This window comes from Streptomyces sp. NPDC046335 (assembly GCF_055587985.1).
Genome location: NZ_JBVJFF010000017.1, coordinates 106429 through 121209, shown reverse-complemented (window position 1 = coordinate 121209; position 14781 = coordinate 106429). Strand labels below are relative to the sequence as shown.

Here is a 14781-nt window from a genome sequence, read left to right as displayed (position 1 = left end):
TGTTCGGGCAAGAGGAGTGGCCGCATGCGGCGATGGCGGAAGTTCGGCAGCGCCGCGTGGCGCGTGGTCGCCGTGTGGGCCGTGAGCACGCTGACGATGCTCGTGCTCGCCGGTATCCTGCCCGACTTCAAGCTCCAGTCCGCCGGCGGCGACAGCGCCACCCGCATCGCGGTCACCGCCGCCCTCGGCGCCGGCGCCTTCGGCCTGCTCTCCGTGCTCGTGTGGCCGCTGCTTGTGCGCGCCTTGCTGCTCGTGCCCGCCCTCGTGCTCGGCCTCCTCGCCTTCGCCCTCAACGGCTCGCTGCTGCTCCTCGCTCTGCGCCTCAACCCCGAGGGCCGCGGCGAGGTCGGCGCGGAGACCGCCGTCGTCGTCGCCGCGGTGATGTCCGCCGTCGCCTCCGCGACCGGCGGCGCGCTCGCCGTCCGGGACGACGACGCCTACCGCCGCCGCCTCTACCGCCTCGCCGACCGCCGGCGCCGCCGCGGCGAGCAGGCGGGCACCGGGTCCACCCACCCCGGCACCGCGTTCATCCAGCTCGACGGGGTCGGCCATGACGTGCTGCTGGCCGCCGTCGGCAAAGGTCTGATGCCCACCCTCGGACGCTGGCTCGGGGCAGGCGGCGCCGACGCCACGCACCGCCTCACCCCCTGGCGCACCGACTGGTCCAGCCAGACCGGGGCCAGCCAGCTCGGCATCCTGCACGGCTCCAACCACGACGTGCCCGCGTTCCGGTGGTACGAGAAGGACACCGGCGAGGTCATGGTCAGCAACCGGCCATCCTCCGCCGTCGAGCTCCAGCGCCGCGCCGTCGAGCGCACCGGCGACGGCGGCCTCCTCACCGTCGACGGCGCCAGCCGCGGCAACCTCTTCAGCGGCGGCGCCGACCAGCTCGCCCTCGTCCTCTCCGTGGCCGCCCGGCGGGGGAAGGGGAACCGGTCGCGGGCCGGGTACTTCGCCTACTTCTCCGACCCCGCCAACGCCGTCCGCACCGCCCTGTCCTTCGTCGCCGAGGTCTTCCGCGAGATCGGTGAGTCCCTGCGCGCCCGCGCCGAGCGGCGCCGCCCGCGCATCGGCAGGGGCGGGCTCTACCCGTTCATCCGCGCCTTCGCGACCGTCGTCGAGCGTGACGTGGTGGTCGCCGCCGTCCTCGGGGACATGCTCGCCGGGCGCAGCGCGGTCTACGCCGACCTCGTCGCCTACGACGAGGTGGCGCACCACTCCGGACCGTGCGGCAGGGACGTCGACAAGGTCCTGCGGCGCCTGGACCGCTCGCTCGCACTCCTGGAGAAGGTGGCCGAGCACGCGCCGCGCGCCTACCGGATCGTGGTCCTCTCCGACCACGGGCAGAGCCCCGGCGAGACCTTCCGCGCCCGCTACGGCCTCTCCCTCGGCGATCTCGTCCGGGCCGGCTGCGGGCTGCCCGTGCCGCGCAGGGCGCAGCGCACGCACAGCGGCGCCGAGGCCCGCGCGGCGGTACGCGCGGCCCTGCACCGGCCGGTCGAGGAGGGCGCCGACGAACGGCGGCCCGCGCGCCGGGCGGAGCCGATCGTGCTGGCCTCGGGGAACCTCGGCCTCATCTCGTTCCCCGACGTGCGGCACCGCATGACCCGCCAGGAGATCGACCGCCGCCATCCGGCGCTGCTCCCCACCCTCGCCAACCACCCGGGGGTCGGCTTCCTCCTCGTACGCGACGCGGAGCGCGGTGGGCTCGTGCTCGGGGCGCGCGGGGCCGAGGTGTACCTCGACGAGGACCCGGCGGACCTCGGGCCGCTCACCGACTTCGGGCCCGGCGCCCTGGAGGCGGTCCGGCGCACCGACGGCTTCCCGCACACCGCCGACATCATGGTCAACTCCTGGTACGACCCGTACGAGGGCGAAGTCCTCGCCTTCGAGGACCAGATCGGTTCGCACGGCGGGCTCGGCGGGGCGCAGTCCCACCCGTTCCTGCTGTCCCCGCTCGCGCTGCCCGACCCGGCGGCCGACGGGCGGCCGCTCGTCGGCGCCGAGCGGATCCACGGCGTCCTGCGGGACTGGCTCGGCGAGGACGCGGGACCGGAGATACCCCTGCCGTCCCGAGCGGCGGAACCTTTCATTCCGGTGGATGAATCGCCGTCCGGAGCCCCCGAAGGCACAGCTTTTGCGGCCGTCGACCCGGTCCGGCAGGACAAAACGCGCTGATTTTGAGCGGCGCCCGCCGTGGCCGACCATGTCTTGCGCCCGGCGATCCCGGGCACCGGCACGACGAGAGGCGCACCACCCCATGCACGACACCGGAACCGCACCGCAGTCGGATCCGGCAGGCAAGGACCAGCAACCGGCGCAGAGCAAGCACGCCCGGCGCTTCGGTCTCCCCATCGCCACCTGCCTCGTGATGGGCAACATCATCGGCGGCGGCATCTTCCTGCTCCCCGCCTCCGTCGCCCCCTTCGGCACCATCAGCCTCGTCGCCTTCGGCGTCCTCACCGTGGGGGCCATCGCCCTGGCGCTCGTCTTCGGGCGGCTCGCCGAGCGCGACCCGCGCACCGGCGGCCCGTACGTCTACGCCCGCGAGGCCTTCGGCGACTTCGCCGGGTTCCTGGCCGCATGGTCCTACTGGATCACCACCTGGGTCTCGAACGCCGCCCTCGCCGTGGCCGCGGTGGGCTACCTGGACGTCCTCATGCCCGTGGGCGACCACAAGTGGTCGGCCTGCCTCGCCGCGCTCGTGCTGCAACTGCTGCCCGCCGCGGCCAACCTCGCCGGTACGCGGTACGTCGGCGCGGTCCAGCTCGTCGCCACCGTCCTGAAGTTCCTGCCGCTCCTGCTCGTCGCGTTCGGCGGGCTCTTCTTCTTCGACAGCGGCAACCTCGGCCCGTTCCGCGCGAGCGACGACAGCCCCGTCGGGGCGGTCTCGGCGGCCGCCGCGATCCTGCTCTTCTCCTACCTGGGCGTGGAGTCCGCCGCCGTCAGCGCCGGTGAGGTGCGCGACCCGCGGCGCAACGTCGGGCGCGCCACCATCCTCGGCACCCTCGGCGCCGCCCTCGTCTACCTCCTCGGGACGCTCGCCGTCTTCGGGACCGTCGCACACGACGATCTTGTCGGCTCGACGGCGCCCTTCTCGGACGCGGTCGACGTCATGTTCGGCGGTTCCTGGGGCGGCACCGCCGTGGCGTGCGCCGCGCTGGTCTCCATGGTCGGCGCCCTCAACGGCTGGACGCTGCTGAGCGCCCAGACGCCGTACGCGGCCGCCAAGGACGGGCTCTTCCCCAGCGCCTTCGGGAAGAAGAGGCGGGGCGTGCCGACCGTCGGCGTCCTCGTGACCGTCGTCCTCGCCTCGCTCCTGACCGTCTACAACTACACGGCAGGGTCCAGCGGCGTCTTCGAGTCCCTCGTCCTGATCACCACGTTCACGGCGACCGTGCCCTACCTCCTGGCCACCGCCGCGCAGATCTACTTCCTCGTCTCCGGACAGCGCGAGCGGGTCCACCGCGGGCGTCTGGTGCGCGACGGGGCCCTCGCCGGCATCGCGTTCGCCTTCTCGATGTGGCTGGTGGGCGGCTCCGGATACGCGGCCGTCTACCAGGGCGTGCTGTTCCTCTTCGTGGGCGTGCTCGTGTACGCGGTGATGGCGGCCCGCAAGCAGCGGACCGCCACCGTCCCCGAGAGCTGACCGCTACCGCGCCAGCGGGGCGACCACCCAACGGCGGGTCTTGAACATGCTGCCCCGCGTGCCGATCTCGATCAGCTTGCGGGCCGCGGGGTAGGCCTCGTTGCCCTCGACCTCGTAGCCGACCTCGAAGGTGCCGGGGACGTCCGTGACCTCGGGCGGGTGCTCCGCCGCCGCGCCCTGGCCGGGCTCGTCGGCGGTGACCGCCGCGAGGTGCGCGAGCAGCGTGCGCTGCGCCGCGTCGAGCGCCTGGCGCGGGTCGCGCTCCGGCGGCGCCGCCGCGGCCTTGCCGCCCTTGGGCGCGGGCGGTGCGACCCGCGTACTCGGCTCGCGCGTGACGCCGGTGGCCTCGCGGGTGGCGATCTGCGCCTGGACGACCGTGCCGTCGTTGTCGAGGCCGACGCGGATCAGGCCGCGGCCCGGCGTGATGACGGGCACGCCGTCGAAGACCTGGCGGAACGTCACGTGCGTCTGGAGGGAGACCGGGCGGCCGATCTCGGAGCCGTCCTTCGTCCCGGAGTTCTGCATCAGGTCGTGCACGCCGTCGACGACCAGCTCGGCGCCCTCCGCGTACCGCTCGGCGAACGGGCGCGCCGCCTGAACCGCGCGCTCGGTCGGGAGCTGCTGGGTGTTGCGGTGGTTGGGCTCGGCGAGCCTGACCCACCTGATGCCCTGCGGCGATGTGGAGATCACCCGGTCGCCGGAGGTGGCGCTGAGCACGCCCTGCCGCTCGACCTGCACCTCTTGCAGCGCGGCCGAGGGGAAGTCGGCCAGCCGCCCCAGCGAGCCGAGTTCGGCGCCCGGGTCGCGCGGGGCGAGCCGGACGATCTGCCGCTGTCCCGGGAGCCGGGTGAGCGGTTCCCTGATGCCCTGGCGCGCGTAGTACCAGCGCCACGCGTACCAGTTGTCCGGCACGTGCTCGCGGTAGAAGTTCCGCTCGGTGTTGAGGCGGTTGACGGCCTCGGCCTGGGTGGTGCCGACGGCGGCGACCGAGGGCGCCTGGCCGTGGTAGATGTCCCACGACGCGTTGAGCCAGGCGTCGCAGTACGTCTGTCCGGCCCGCCACTTCTCCCAGAACTTCTTGCCGTAGTCGCCGCTGTCGATGCTGACGGTCTCGAACCCGAAGATCATCCGGAAGCCGATGTTGGGGCCGGCCCAGGTGCGGATCGGGGAGTGCCCGCCGGTGACCTTGAGCGAGTCGCAGGTCGACCAGAAGACGTAGTTCGCCTTCTCGTTGCCGAGCGCCATCCGGTTGGAGATCGCGTCGCTGCGGCCGTCCCAGACCGCGCCGAGGGGCGCGAAGAACACGCCGTTGCCGTCCATGCCGCCGTGGCCCGAGTGGTAGACGGCGACGACCGCGTCCATGCCGTAGCGGTCCTGCCAGTTGTCGTACGTCTCCTCGTACGCCCAGACCTGCGCGCCGCCGTCGGCGAACCAGAAGTTGCGGTCGTAGAACTGCTGGAGGTACGCCAGCCAGCCGGTGGCGTCCTCGTGCGTGTGGTAGAGCGGCGACTGGTTGACGAACTTCTGGATGCTGAAGGCACCCCACCAGCCGAACGTCGAGTCGCGGTCGGCCGCCGCTCCGGGCTTCTCCGGTTCCAGTGGAGAGGGGCCGCGGTCCGAGTAGTTCATGCGCATGGCCATACCTCCTGGGAGGACCTCCTCGTGCCGAGCGCGAGGGGGCCTCAAAGTGTCACCGCGGGCGCGCCCTGCCCAGGAGGCATTCCGGCCATAGGGGCATCGCCCCGGGCCTGTTGCCGCACCTCAGAGGCCCCTCTGGCGTGGCGGTGCGCACAATGTGTTCGTATCGCCGGACCGGTACCAGCACCCTCGGATCGAACACCCGCGAGGCACCCGTTCGCCCCGCGCGGCCCGTTTTCACCCCGAGTGTGATCGGATGGTGGCCACGGAACTTCCGATCACGGAACCGCACGAAGGGAACTGCATCGTGGCAACCACGCGCTCCGCGCACACGGTCTGGGAAGGCTCTCTGACGGAGGGCTCGGGCACCGTCACATTCGACTCCTCCGGCATCGGGCAGCAGCCGGTGTCCTGGCCGTCGCGCGCCGAGCAGGCGAACGGCAAGACCAGCCCCGAGGAGCTCATCGCCGCCGCACACTCGAGCTGCTTCTCCATGGCGCTCTCGCACGGCCTGACGGGCGCGGGCACCCCGCCCACCCGCCTGACCACCTCCGCCGACGTCACCTTCCAGCCGGGCACCGGCATCACCGGCATCCACCTCACCGTCGAGGGCGAGGTGCCCGGCCTGGACGAGCAGGCCTTCACCGCCGCGGCCGAGGACGCCAAGGCCAACTGCCCGGTGAGCCAGGCGCTGTCGGGCACGACGATCACGCTGACCGCCAAGCTCGGCTGACGCGACGCCGTCGACGATGCCGCCGTCCCGCCCCGGGGCGGCGGCATTGTCGTGTCGGGGCATTGACAAGGTGCCGCTCAAGTTTTGTGATGGAGTACGGAGTAGACCTGGATGCGGGGGACGTGAGCTCGCGGCGGAAGGGACTGGACCATGACACGTGCGGTCGGGATCGATCTCGGGACGACGAACTCAGTGGTGGCCGTGCTGGAGGGAGGTGAGCCCACCGTCGTCGCCAACGCCGAGGGCGCGCGCACCACGCCGTCGGTCGTCGCGTTCGCGAAGAACCGCGACGTCCTGGTGGGCGAGGTCGCCAAACGGCAGGCGGTCACGAACGTGGAGCGCACCGCGCGCTCCGTCAAACGCCACATGGGCGACAGCGGCTGGCGCTTCCCGGAGAGCGGCTCCGTGGACGGCACCCGCTACACCGCGCAGGAACTGTCCGCGCGCGTCCTCCAGAAGCTCAAGCGCGACGCCGAGTCCTACCTCGGCGAGGACGTCACCGACGCGGTGGTCACCGTCCCCGCCCACTTCGACGACACCCAGCGCCAGGCCACCAAGGAGGCCGGCGAGATCGCGGGCCTGAACGTCCTGCGCATCATCAACGAACCCACGGCGGCCGCCCTCGCCTACGGCCTCGACAAGGGCGACGACCAGACCGTCCTCGTCTTCGACCTCGGCGGCGGCACCTTCGACGTGTCGCTCCTCGAAATGGGCGAGGGCGTCATCGAGGTGAAGGCCACCAACGGCGACACCCAGCTCGGCGGCGACGACTGGGACCAGCGGATCGTCGAGCACCTGGTGCGGCAGTTCAAGAACGCGCACGGCGTGGACCTCGGCAAGGACAAGATGGCGGTCCAGCGCCTGCGCGAGGGCGCCGAGAAGGCCAAGATCGAGCTCTCCTCGTCCAGCGAGACCGACATCAACCTCCCCTACGTCACCGCCTCGGCCGACGGCCCGCTGCACCTGGCCGAGAAACTGACCCGCGCCCGGTTCGAGGAGCTGACCGCGGATCTCCTCGACCGCTGCAAGAAGCCCTTCCACCAGGCCGTCAAGGACGCGGGCGTCGAGCTCTCCGCCGTCGACCACGTCATCCTGGTCGGCGGCTCGACGCGGATGCCCGCCGTCACCGAACTGGTCAGGGAACTCACCGGCAAGGAACCGCACAAGGGCGTCAACCCCGACGAGGTGGTGGCGCTCGGCGCGGCCCTCCAGGCCGGGGTGATCCGGGGCGACGTCAAGGACGTGCTGCTCCTGGACGTGACGCCGCTGTCCCTCGGCATCGAGACCAAGGGCGGCATCATGACCACGCTCATCGAGCGCAACACCACCATCCCCACCCGGCGTTCGGAGACCTTCTCCACCGCCGAGGACAACCAGCCGTCGGTCGGCATCCAGGTCTTCCAGGGGGAGCGGGAGATCGCCGCGTACAACAAGAAGCTCGGCGTCTTCGACCTGACCGGTCTGCCGCCCGCCCCGCGCGGCGTCCCCAAGATCGAGGTCACCTTCGACATCGACGCCAACGGAATCATGCACGTCTCGGCCAAGGACGAGGCCACCGGGCGTGAGCAGCGCATGACGGTGACCGGCGGCTCCGCGCTGCCCAAGGACGACATCAACCGCATGGTCCAGGAGGCCGAGGAGCACGCGGAGGAGGACCGCAGGCGGCGCGAGGCCGCCGAGACCCGCAACCAGGCCGAGCAGCTCCTGTACCAGACGGAGCGGTTCCTCGCCGACAACGCCGCGAACCTGGCGAACGTCCCGGCGGAGACGAAGACCGAGGTGGAGGCCGCGGCGGCCGAGCTGAAGGACACCCTCAAGAACAGGGCGGACGACACGGCGGCCCTGCGCGCGGGCGCCGAGAAGCTCGCCACGGTCAGCCAGAAGCTGGGCCAGGCCCTGTACGCGAACGCGGGAAGCGCGGCCCAGGAACAGAGCGCCCCCGCCGACGCCGCCCCCGGCTCCGCCACCGAGGAGGGCGTGGTGGAAGCCGAGATCGTGGACGAGGAGGACCAGGACAAGGGCGGGAGGGGAGGCACCGCCTAGGACCCCGTCCGCTCCCAGCCGCGCCGCTCCGGCCGCGACCCCACCCGGCTCGGGTCCTTGCTCCGGTACACCACGTACGGCCGGAACAGGTACTGCACGGGCGCGCTGAACATGTGCACGAGCCGGGTGAACGGGATCAGCGCGAACAGCACCATGCCCACCACCGCGTGGATCTCGTACAGCACCGGCACGCCCGTCATCCGGTCGATGTCGGGCCGCAGCGTGAACAGGCTGCGGGCCCAGGGGCCGATGGACTCGCGGTAGTTGTAGCCGTCACCGGAGGAATGCGCCAGCTTGGCGACCATGCCGAGGACGATCGCCGCGAACAGCACCAGGTACATCAGCTTGTCGTTGGCGGTCGTCGCGCGGAAGACGGGCGTGTTGGTCCGCCGCCGGTAGAGCAGCAGCAGGATGCCGAGGACGAGCAGGACTCCGGCCGCCGTGCCCCCGTACAGCGAGAACAGGTGGTAACTGTGCTCGCTGACGCCGAACCAGTCCGTCCAGGACATGGGCAGGAAGAGACCGACCAGGTGGCCGACGAGGACGAACAGGATGCCGTAGTGGAACATCGGCGAGGCGATGTTCAGGAGCCTGGACTCGTAGACCTGCGAGGAGCGGGTCGTCCAGCCGAACTTGTCGTAGCGGTAGCGCCACACCGTGCCCGCGACGAGCAGCACGAAGGCGATGTACGGCAGGGCGCCCCACAGCAGGGTCTTCATCAGTGCTCCCCGATGAGTGCGAAGGGTTCGAGGCCGACGTCCTCGCGCGGCGGCCCCGACCGGGCGAGCGCGAGCGCCTCGGCGCGGTCCTTGGGCGAGGGCCCCGGCAGGCTCGCGCACACCGCCTCCAGGACGGCGGCGTACGGCGTGTCCGCCTCGTGCAGGGCCAGGCGCAGCAGTTCGAGGCCGCCGCGGTGCTCCAGGAGCAGTTCCGGGCCCGCCCGCGCGGAGAACTCGAGGACCACCGGGAGGAAGTCCGGCAGCTCCTCGCCGCTGAACTCCAGGCCGTGCGCGCGGTACACCTCCTTGAAGCGGACCAGGGCCATGCCGCGCCGCCGGGTGTCGCCCTCCCGCCACCAGCTCAGATACAGGCTGTGCCGGTTCTTGAAGTCGAAGACCCGTACGTAGTGCGCGGCCAGCTCACCGGGCTCCGTCGTGGCGGCGTAGGAGAGGAAGCCGGCGAGTTCCGCGGGGGCGGCGGCCCCGATCAGGGGCAGCCGCTCGTGGAACTCCTCGTCGGGGTAGGCGAGGCAGAGCGCGGCGGCCTGGTACAGCACGGCGTCGTGGCCGGTCACCGGTCGTCCTCCGTGGTGGCGTCGGCCTTCTCGGCGGCGCTCGGCTGCTCGTCGGCGGTCTGCCGTTTCCGCAGCACGTGGAAGTTCTCGACGGTGACCAGGGGCAGCCGTTTCCGGCCGCCGGAGTCCTGGCCGAACGGACCGTCGCCGCCCATCCCCGGACCGTCCTGGTGGTCGAGGCTGCACGTGTCGGGGACGGCCGACTCCTCCAGGTGCCGCGCGTCCGCGACGGCCGCGGTCGGGATGACGTAACGCTCCTCGTACTTGGCGATGGCGAGCAGGCGGTACATCTCCTCGATCTGCGGCCCCGTCATCCCCACCGACTCCGCCACCGCGGCCTCGGGCGCGTCCCCGAGGTTGATGGCCCGCATGTGCGCGCGCATCGCCGCCAGCTTCTCCAGCGAGGCCCGCACCGGGCCGACGTCCCCCGCGGTGAAGAGCTCCGCGAGGTATTCGAGGGGGATGCGCAGGGTGTCGATCGCGCCGAAGAGGCTGGCTGCGTCCTCGCCGTCGTGCCCGGTCTCGTTGAGGGCGTCCACCACCGGCGACAGCGGCGGGATGTACCAGACCATCGGCATGGTGCGGTACTCCGGATGCAGCGGCAGCGCCACCTTGTAGGTGCTGATCAGCGCGTGCACGGGGGAGCGGCGCGCCGCCTCGATCCAGTCGTACGGGATGCCGGACCGCTCGGCCTCCGCGCGCACCCGCGGGTCCGCCGGGTCGAGGAAGACGCCGAGCTGCGCCTCGTACAGCTTCCGGTCGTCGGGCTCGGAGGCCGCCGCCGTCACCTTGTCGGGGTCGTACAGGATCACCCCGAGGTAGCGCAGGCGCCCCACGCAGGTCTCCGAGCAGACCGTCGGCAGGCCCACCTCGACGCGCGGGTAGCACATGGTGCACTTCTCGGCCTTGCCGGTGCGGTGGTTGAAGTAGACCTTCTTGTACGGGCAGCCCGTCACGCACTTGCGCCAGCCGCGGCAGTGGTCCTGGTCGACCAGGACGATGCCGTCCTCCTCGCGCTTGTACATCGCCCCCGAAGGGCAGGACGCCACGCACGACGGGTTGAGGCAGTGTTCGCAGATCCGCGGCAGATAGAACATGAAGGTCTGCTCGAACGCGAACTTCACCTTGTCCGCGGCCTGCTGGCGGACCTTGGCGACCATCGGGTCCAGGTGGCCGTGCTCGGTGGCGCCGCCGAGGTTGTCGTCCCAGTTCGACGACCACTCGATCTTCATCGGCTTGCCGGAGATCAGCGAGCGCGGCTCGGCCACCGGGTAGTCGTCGCCGAGCGGCGCGTCGGTGAGGTTCCTGTACTCGTACGTCCAGGGCTCGTAGTAGTCCTTGATCTCGGGCAGCTTGGGGTTGGAGAAGATCTCCAGGAGCGACTTGATCCGGCCGCCGTTCTTCAGCTTCAGGGCGCCCCGCTTGTTCAGCTCCCAGCCGCCGCGCCACTTCTCCTGGTCCTCGTAGCGGCGCGGGTAGCCCTGTCCCGGTCGGGTCTCGACGTTGTTGAACCAGACGTACTCCATGCCGTCGCGGTTGGTCCACGCCTGCTTGCAGGTCACCGAGCAGGTATGGCACCCGATGCACTTGTCGAGGTTCATCACCATCGCGATCTGTGCCATCACGCGTCGCTGGGTGGCTTCGCCACGGGGCATCTAGTACTCCACCTTCTGTGACCTGCGGCGGATGACCGTCACCTCGTCGCGCTGGTTGCCCGTCGGACCCAGGTAGTTGAACGCCCACGACAACTGCGCGTAGCCGCCGATGAGGTGGGACGGCTTGAGGATCAGACGGGTCAGGGAGTTGTGGATGCCGCCGCGTCTGCCGGTCGTCTCCGCCTTGGGGACGTTCACCGTGCGTTCCTGGGCGTGGTGCATGTAGACCGTCCCGGCCGGCATGCGGTGCGAGACGATCGCCCGCGCCACGACGACGCCGTTCCTGTTGACCGCCTCGATCCAGTCGTTGTCCCGCACGCCGATCGCGTCGGCGTCCTGGGGCGCCATCCAGATGGACTGCCCGCCGCGCGACAGCGACAGCATGAACAGGTTGTCCTGGTACTCGGAGTGGATCGACCACTTGTTGTGCGGGGTGAGATAGCGGACCGTCACCTCCTTCTCGCCGTCGGGGCCGAGCCTCGGCTCCCCGAAGAGGCGGTTCATGTCCAGGGGCGGCCGGTAGACCGGCAGCGCCTCGCCCAGCTCGTGCATCCAGTCGTGGTCGATGAAGAAGTGCTGGCGCCCGGTCAGGGTGTGCCAGGGCTTGAGGTGCTCGGTGTTGAGCGTGAACGCCGTGTAGCGCCGCCCGCCCGACTCGCTGCCCGACCACTCCGGCGAGGTGATCACCGGCACCGGCGCCGCCTGCGTGTCGGCGTACGTGACGCGTTTGCCCTCGTGCTCGGCGGCGAGGTGCGCCATCTCCTGCCCGGTGCGCTCCTCCAGGGTGTGGAAGCCCTGCGTCGCCAGGCGCCCGTTGGTCGTCCCCGACAGGGCGAGGATCGTGTTGGCCGCCTTCACCGCGGTGTCCAGGGCCGGGCGGCCGTCGGCCGGACCGCCGCGTACGACGCCGTTGCGCTGCCGCAGCTCCTCGACCTCCCTGTCGGGGTGGAGCGCGATGCCCTTGGCGGGCAGCCCGAGCCGCTCCACCAGCGGGCCGAGCGCGGCGAACTTCGCGCCGACCGCGGTGTAGTCGCGCTCCACGACCGCCAGGTTCGGCATGGTCTTCCCCGGCACCGGCTCGCACTCGCCCTTGCGCCAGTCCAGGGCGACCCCGCCGGGCTGCGCGGTCTCGCCCGGAGTGTCGTGCTGGAGGGCGGTGGCCACGAGGTCCCTGCGCACGCCCAGGTGGTCCACCGACAGCTCGCTGAGGCGGTCCGCGATGGCGTGGAAGGTGTCGAAGTCCGTGCGCGCCTGCCACGGCGGGTCGACGGCCGGGGTGAAGGAGTGCACGTAGGGGTGCATGTCGGTGGTGGAGAGGTCGTGCTTCTCGTACCAGGTCGCCGCCGGGAGGACCACGTCGGACAGGAGCGTGGAGGACGTCTGCCGGAAGTCCAGCGAGACCAGCAGGTCGAGCTTCCCCTCGGGCGCCTCCTCGTGCCAGGTCACCGTGGAGGGCCGCTCGCCGGGCGCCGCCTCCTCGGCACGCAGCGAGGAGTGCGTGCCGAGCAGGTGCTTGGTGAAGTACTCGGCGCCCTTGGCGGACGACCCCAGGAGGTTGGCACGCCACAGGGTGAGGACGCGCGGCCAGTTCTCCGGGGCGTCCGGGTCCTCGCAGGCGAACTTGAGCGTGCCCGCCTTCAGCTCCTCGACGGCGTCCTTCACCGGATCGTCCGACGCCGACGCGAGGTCCAGGGGGTTGCGGTCGAAGGTCGGGTACGACGGCATCCATCCGACGCGCGCCGACAGGGCCAGGCAGTCGGCGCCCGTCATCCCCGCGAAGCGGCCCTCGCCGAGCGGTGAGGCGAGGACGTCCGCGGCGAACCGGTCGTAGCGCCACTGGTCGGTGTTGAGGAACCAGTAGGCGGCGCCGATCATCTGCCGCGGCGGTCTGCTCCAGTCGATGCCGCCCGCGAGCGTCGCCCACCCGGTGACCGGGCGGCACTTCTCCTGGCCCACGTAGTGCGCCCAGCCGCCGCCGTTGCGGCCCTGGCAGCCGGTGAGCTGGAGCAGGGCGAGGAAGGAGCGGTAGATCGTCTCGGAGTGGAACCAGTGGTTGGTGCCCGCGCCCATCAGGATCATGCTGCGCCCGCGGGACTTCTCCGCCGTCGCCGCGAACTCCCGGGCGATCTTCACGCACTTCTCGGCGGGCACCGAGGTGAGACTCTCCTGCCAGGCAGGCGTACCGGGCTGCGAGGCGTCCTCGTACGAGGCGGGCCACTCACCCGGCAGCCCCTCGCGCGCGACCCCGTACTGCGCGAGCAGCAGGTCGAACACCGTGGTGACCAGCGGCCCCTCCTGCCCGCCGAGCCGCGTGGCGGGCACGCCCCTGCGCACCACATCGCCGCGGCCCTGGCCGTGCGTGCCGCCCTCGGTGTCGAAGCGGGGCAGCGCCACCTCGACGCCCGCGGCCACGGGAGAGCCCTGGAGGGTGAGGAGCGGCTCGATGTCGCCGAGGTCCAGGTTCCACCTGCCCTTGCCCGACTCGGTCCAGCGGAAGCCGAGCGAGCCGTTGGGGACCGCGGGGTGCCCGGTCCTCGCGTCGAGCACCACCGTCTTCCAGTCACCTCCCTCGCCCGCGTCGCCGAGGTCGGTGGCGCGCAGGAACTTGGCGGGGACGTGAGCGCCGTCGCGTTCGGTCAGGGTGACCAGGAAGGGCAGGTCGGTGAACCTGCGCACGTAGTCCGTGAAGAACTCCGTCGCGCGGTCGACGAAGAACTCCTTCAGGACGACGTGCCCCATCGCGATGGCGAGGGCCCCGTCCGTGCCGGGGTGCGGGTGCAGCCACTCGTCGGCGAACTTGGCGTTGTCCGCGTAGTCGGGCGCCACGACCACGACCTTCTGCCCGCGGTAGCGCGCCTCCGCCATCCAGTGCGCGTCCGGCGTCCGGGTCACCGGCACGTTGGAGCCCCACATCATCAGATACGCGGCGTCCCACCAGTCACCCGACTCCGGTACGTCGGTCTGGTCGCCGAAGACCTGCGGAGAGGCCACCGGCAGATCCGCGTACCAGTCGTAGAAGGAGAGCATCGGCGCGCCGATCAGCCCCATGAAACGCGCCCCGGCGGCGTGCGACACCATCGACATCGCGGGGATCGGGGAGAACCCGGCGACGCGGTCGGGCCCGTACGTCTTGATCGTGTGGACGTGCGCCGCCGCGATGATCTCCACGGCCTCGTCCCAGCCCGCCCGCACCAGGCCGCCCTTGCCGCGCGCCCGCTGGTAGCGGCGGCGGCGCTCCGGGTCGCCCTGGATGTCCGCCCAGGCGAGGACCGGGTCCTTCAGGCGCGCCTTCGCCTCGCGGTACATCTCCAGGAGGACGCCGCGCAGATACGGGTAGCGGACCCGGGTGGGGGAGTAGGTGTACCAGGAGAACGCGGCGCCCCGGGGGCAGCCGCGCGGCTCGTACTCGGGGCGGTCCGGGCCGACGCTCGGGTAGTCCGTCGCCTGCGTCTCCCAGGTGATGATGCCGTCCTTGACGTACACCTTCCAGCGGCAGGAGCCGGTGCAGTTGACGCCGTGCGTGGAGTTGACGACCTTGTCGTGGCTCCAGCGGTCACGGTAGAAGGCGTCCGCGTCCCGGCCGCCGGTCAGCTTCACGCTGTGCAGGTCGGGGGCGGTGGTCCCGCGCCGGAAGAACCTGCCGGCCCGCAGCAGGGCGGCGGCGGGCTCGGTCGTCTCTGTCACCGTGGGAGCTCCCTAGGTATGCCTTGGACCGAACCTAGGGGCGGCCGGACTCCGGCACCTTTCCGCGGGGGCCGTACGGGTTGCG

General features: G+C 71.5%; 9 protein-coding genes. 4 read left to right on the top strand and 5 right to left on the bottom strand.

Going from position 1 to position 14781, the window contains the following annotated elements:
• The first annotated feature begins 24 nt into the window (after positions 1-24).
• Together ACZ6JY_RS34815 and ACZ6JY_RS34810 are read left to right on the top strand one after the other, a co-directional pair.
• Positions 25-2178, top strand: a complete 2154-nt coding sequence (locus ACZ6JY_RS34815) for a phage holin family protein (protein ID WP_469202526.1) — start codon at positions 25-27, stop codon at positions 2176-2178.
• 82 nt (positions 2179-2260) lie between these two features.
• Complete coding sequence (locus tag ACZ6JY_RS34810) at positions 2261-3649, top strand: amino acid permease (RefSeq protein WP_469202523.1); 1389 nt, start codon at positions 2261-2263, stop codon at positions 3647-3649.
• A 3-nt stretch (positions 3650-3652) separates the two neighbouring features.
• On the opposite strand, the gene ACZ6JY_RS34805 is transcribed toward ACZ6JY_RS34810, so the two are convergent.
• Positions 3653-5284 (bottom strand): DUF6345 domain-containing protein, encoded by a 1632-nt coding sequence (locus tag ACZ6JY_RS34805; protein ID WP_469202521.1) that lies wholly within the window; start codon positions 5282-5284, stop codon positions 3653-3655.
• A gap of 310 nt (positions 5285-5594) precedes the next feature.
• Between ACZ6JY_RS34805 and ACZ6JY_RS34800 the strand changes: the two genes are divergently transcribed.
• Both ACZ6JY_RS34800 and dnaK read left to right on the top strand, forming a co-directional pair.
• Positions 5595-6020, top strand: a complete 426-nt coding sequence (locus ACZ6JY_RS34800) for an OsmC family protein (RefSeq protein WP_469202519.1) — start codon at positions 5595-5597, stop codon at positions 6018-6020.
• Positions 6021-6170: 150 nt separating this feature from the next.
• The gene (gene dnaK, locus ACZ6JY_RS34795) at positions 6171-8063 is read left to right on the top strand and encodes a molecular chaperone DnaK (RefSeq protein WP_469202517.1); all 1893 of its coding nucleotides are present in this window, start codon (positions 6171-6173) and stop codon (positions 8061-8063) included.
• Here the strand turns inward: dnaK and narI are convergent.
• From narI to ACZ6JY_RS34775, 4 genes are read right to left on the bottom strand one after another with little or no spacing between them, the layout of a single operon-like run.
• Complete coding sequence (gene narI / locus ACZ6JY_RS34790) at positions 8060-8782, bottom strand: respiratory nitrate reductase subunit gamma (protein WP_469202516.1); 723 nt, start codon at positions 8780-8782, stop codon at positions 8060-8062. The two genes, dnaK and narI, sit on opposite strands and share 4 nt — an antisense overlap.
• Complete coding sequence (gene narJ / locus ACZ6JY_RS34785; protein WP_469202514.1) at positions 8782-9357, bottom strand: nitrate reductase molybdenum cofactor assembly chaperone; 576 nt, start codon at positions 9355-9357, stop codon at positions 8782-8784. Before narJ ends, narI begins: the two co-directional genes overlap by 1 nt.
• Positions 9354-11012, bottom strand: coding sequence for a nitrate reductase subunit beta (narH, locus tag ACZ6JY_RS34780; protein ID WP_469202512.1), 1659 nt, complete (start codon positions 11010-11012; stop codon positions 9354-9356). The genes narJ and narH overlap by 4 nt, the downstream gene beginning before the upstream one ends.
• Complete coding sequence (locus ACZ6JY_RS34775) at positions 11013-14696, bottom strand: nitrate reductase subunit alpha (protein ID WP_469202510.1); 3684 nt, start codon at positions 14694-14696, stop codon at positions 11013-11015.
• Between the last annotated feature and the right edge of the window lie 85 nt (positions 14697-14781).

What these genes read in the sequence shown, in the direction of transcription:
- ACZ6JY_RS34810 (WP_469202523.1), top strand. Translation starts at nt 2,261, where the DNA reads ATGCACGACACCGGAACCGCACCGCAGTCGGATCCGGCAGGCAAGGAC.
- ACZ6JY_RS34815 (WP_469202526.1), top strand. Translation starts at nt 25, where the DNA reads ATGCGGCGATGGCGGAAGTTCGGCAGCGCCGCGTGGCGCGTGGTCGCC.
- narI (WP_469202516.1), bottom strand. Translation starts at nt 8,782, where the DNA reads ATGAAGACCCTGCTGTGGGGCGCCCTGCCGTACATCGCCTTCGTGCTG.
- ACZ6JY_RS34805 (WP_469202521.1), bottom strand. Translation starts at nt 5,284, where the DNA reads ATGCGCATGAACTACTCGGACCGCGGCCCCTCTCCACTGGAACCGGAG.
- dnaK (WP_469202517.1), top strand. Translation starts at nt 6,171, where the DNA reads ATGACACGTGCGGTCGGGATCGATCTCGGGACGACGAACTCAGTGGTG.
- narH (WP_469202512.1), bottom strand. Translation starts at nt 11,012, where the DNA reads ATGCCCCGTGGCGAAGCCACCCAGCGACGCGTGATGGCACAGATCGCG.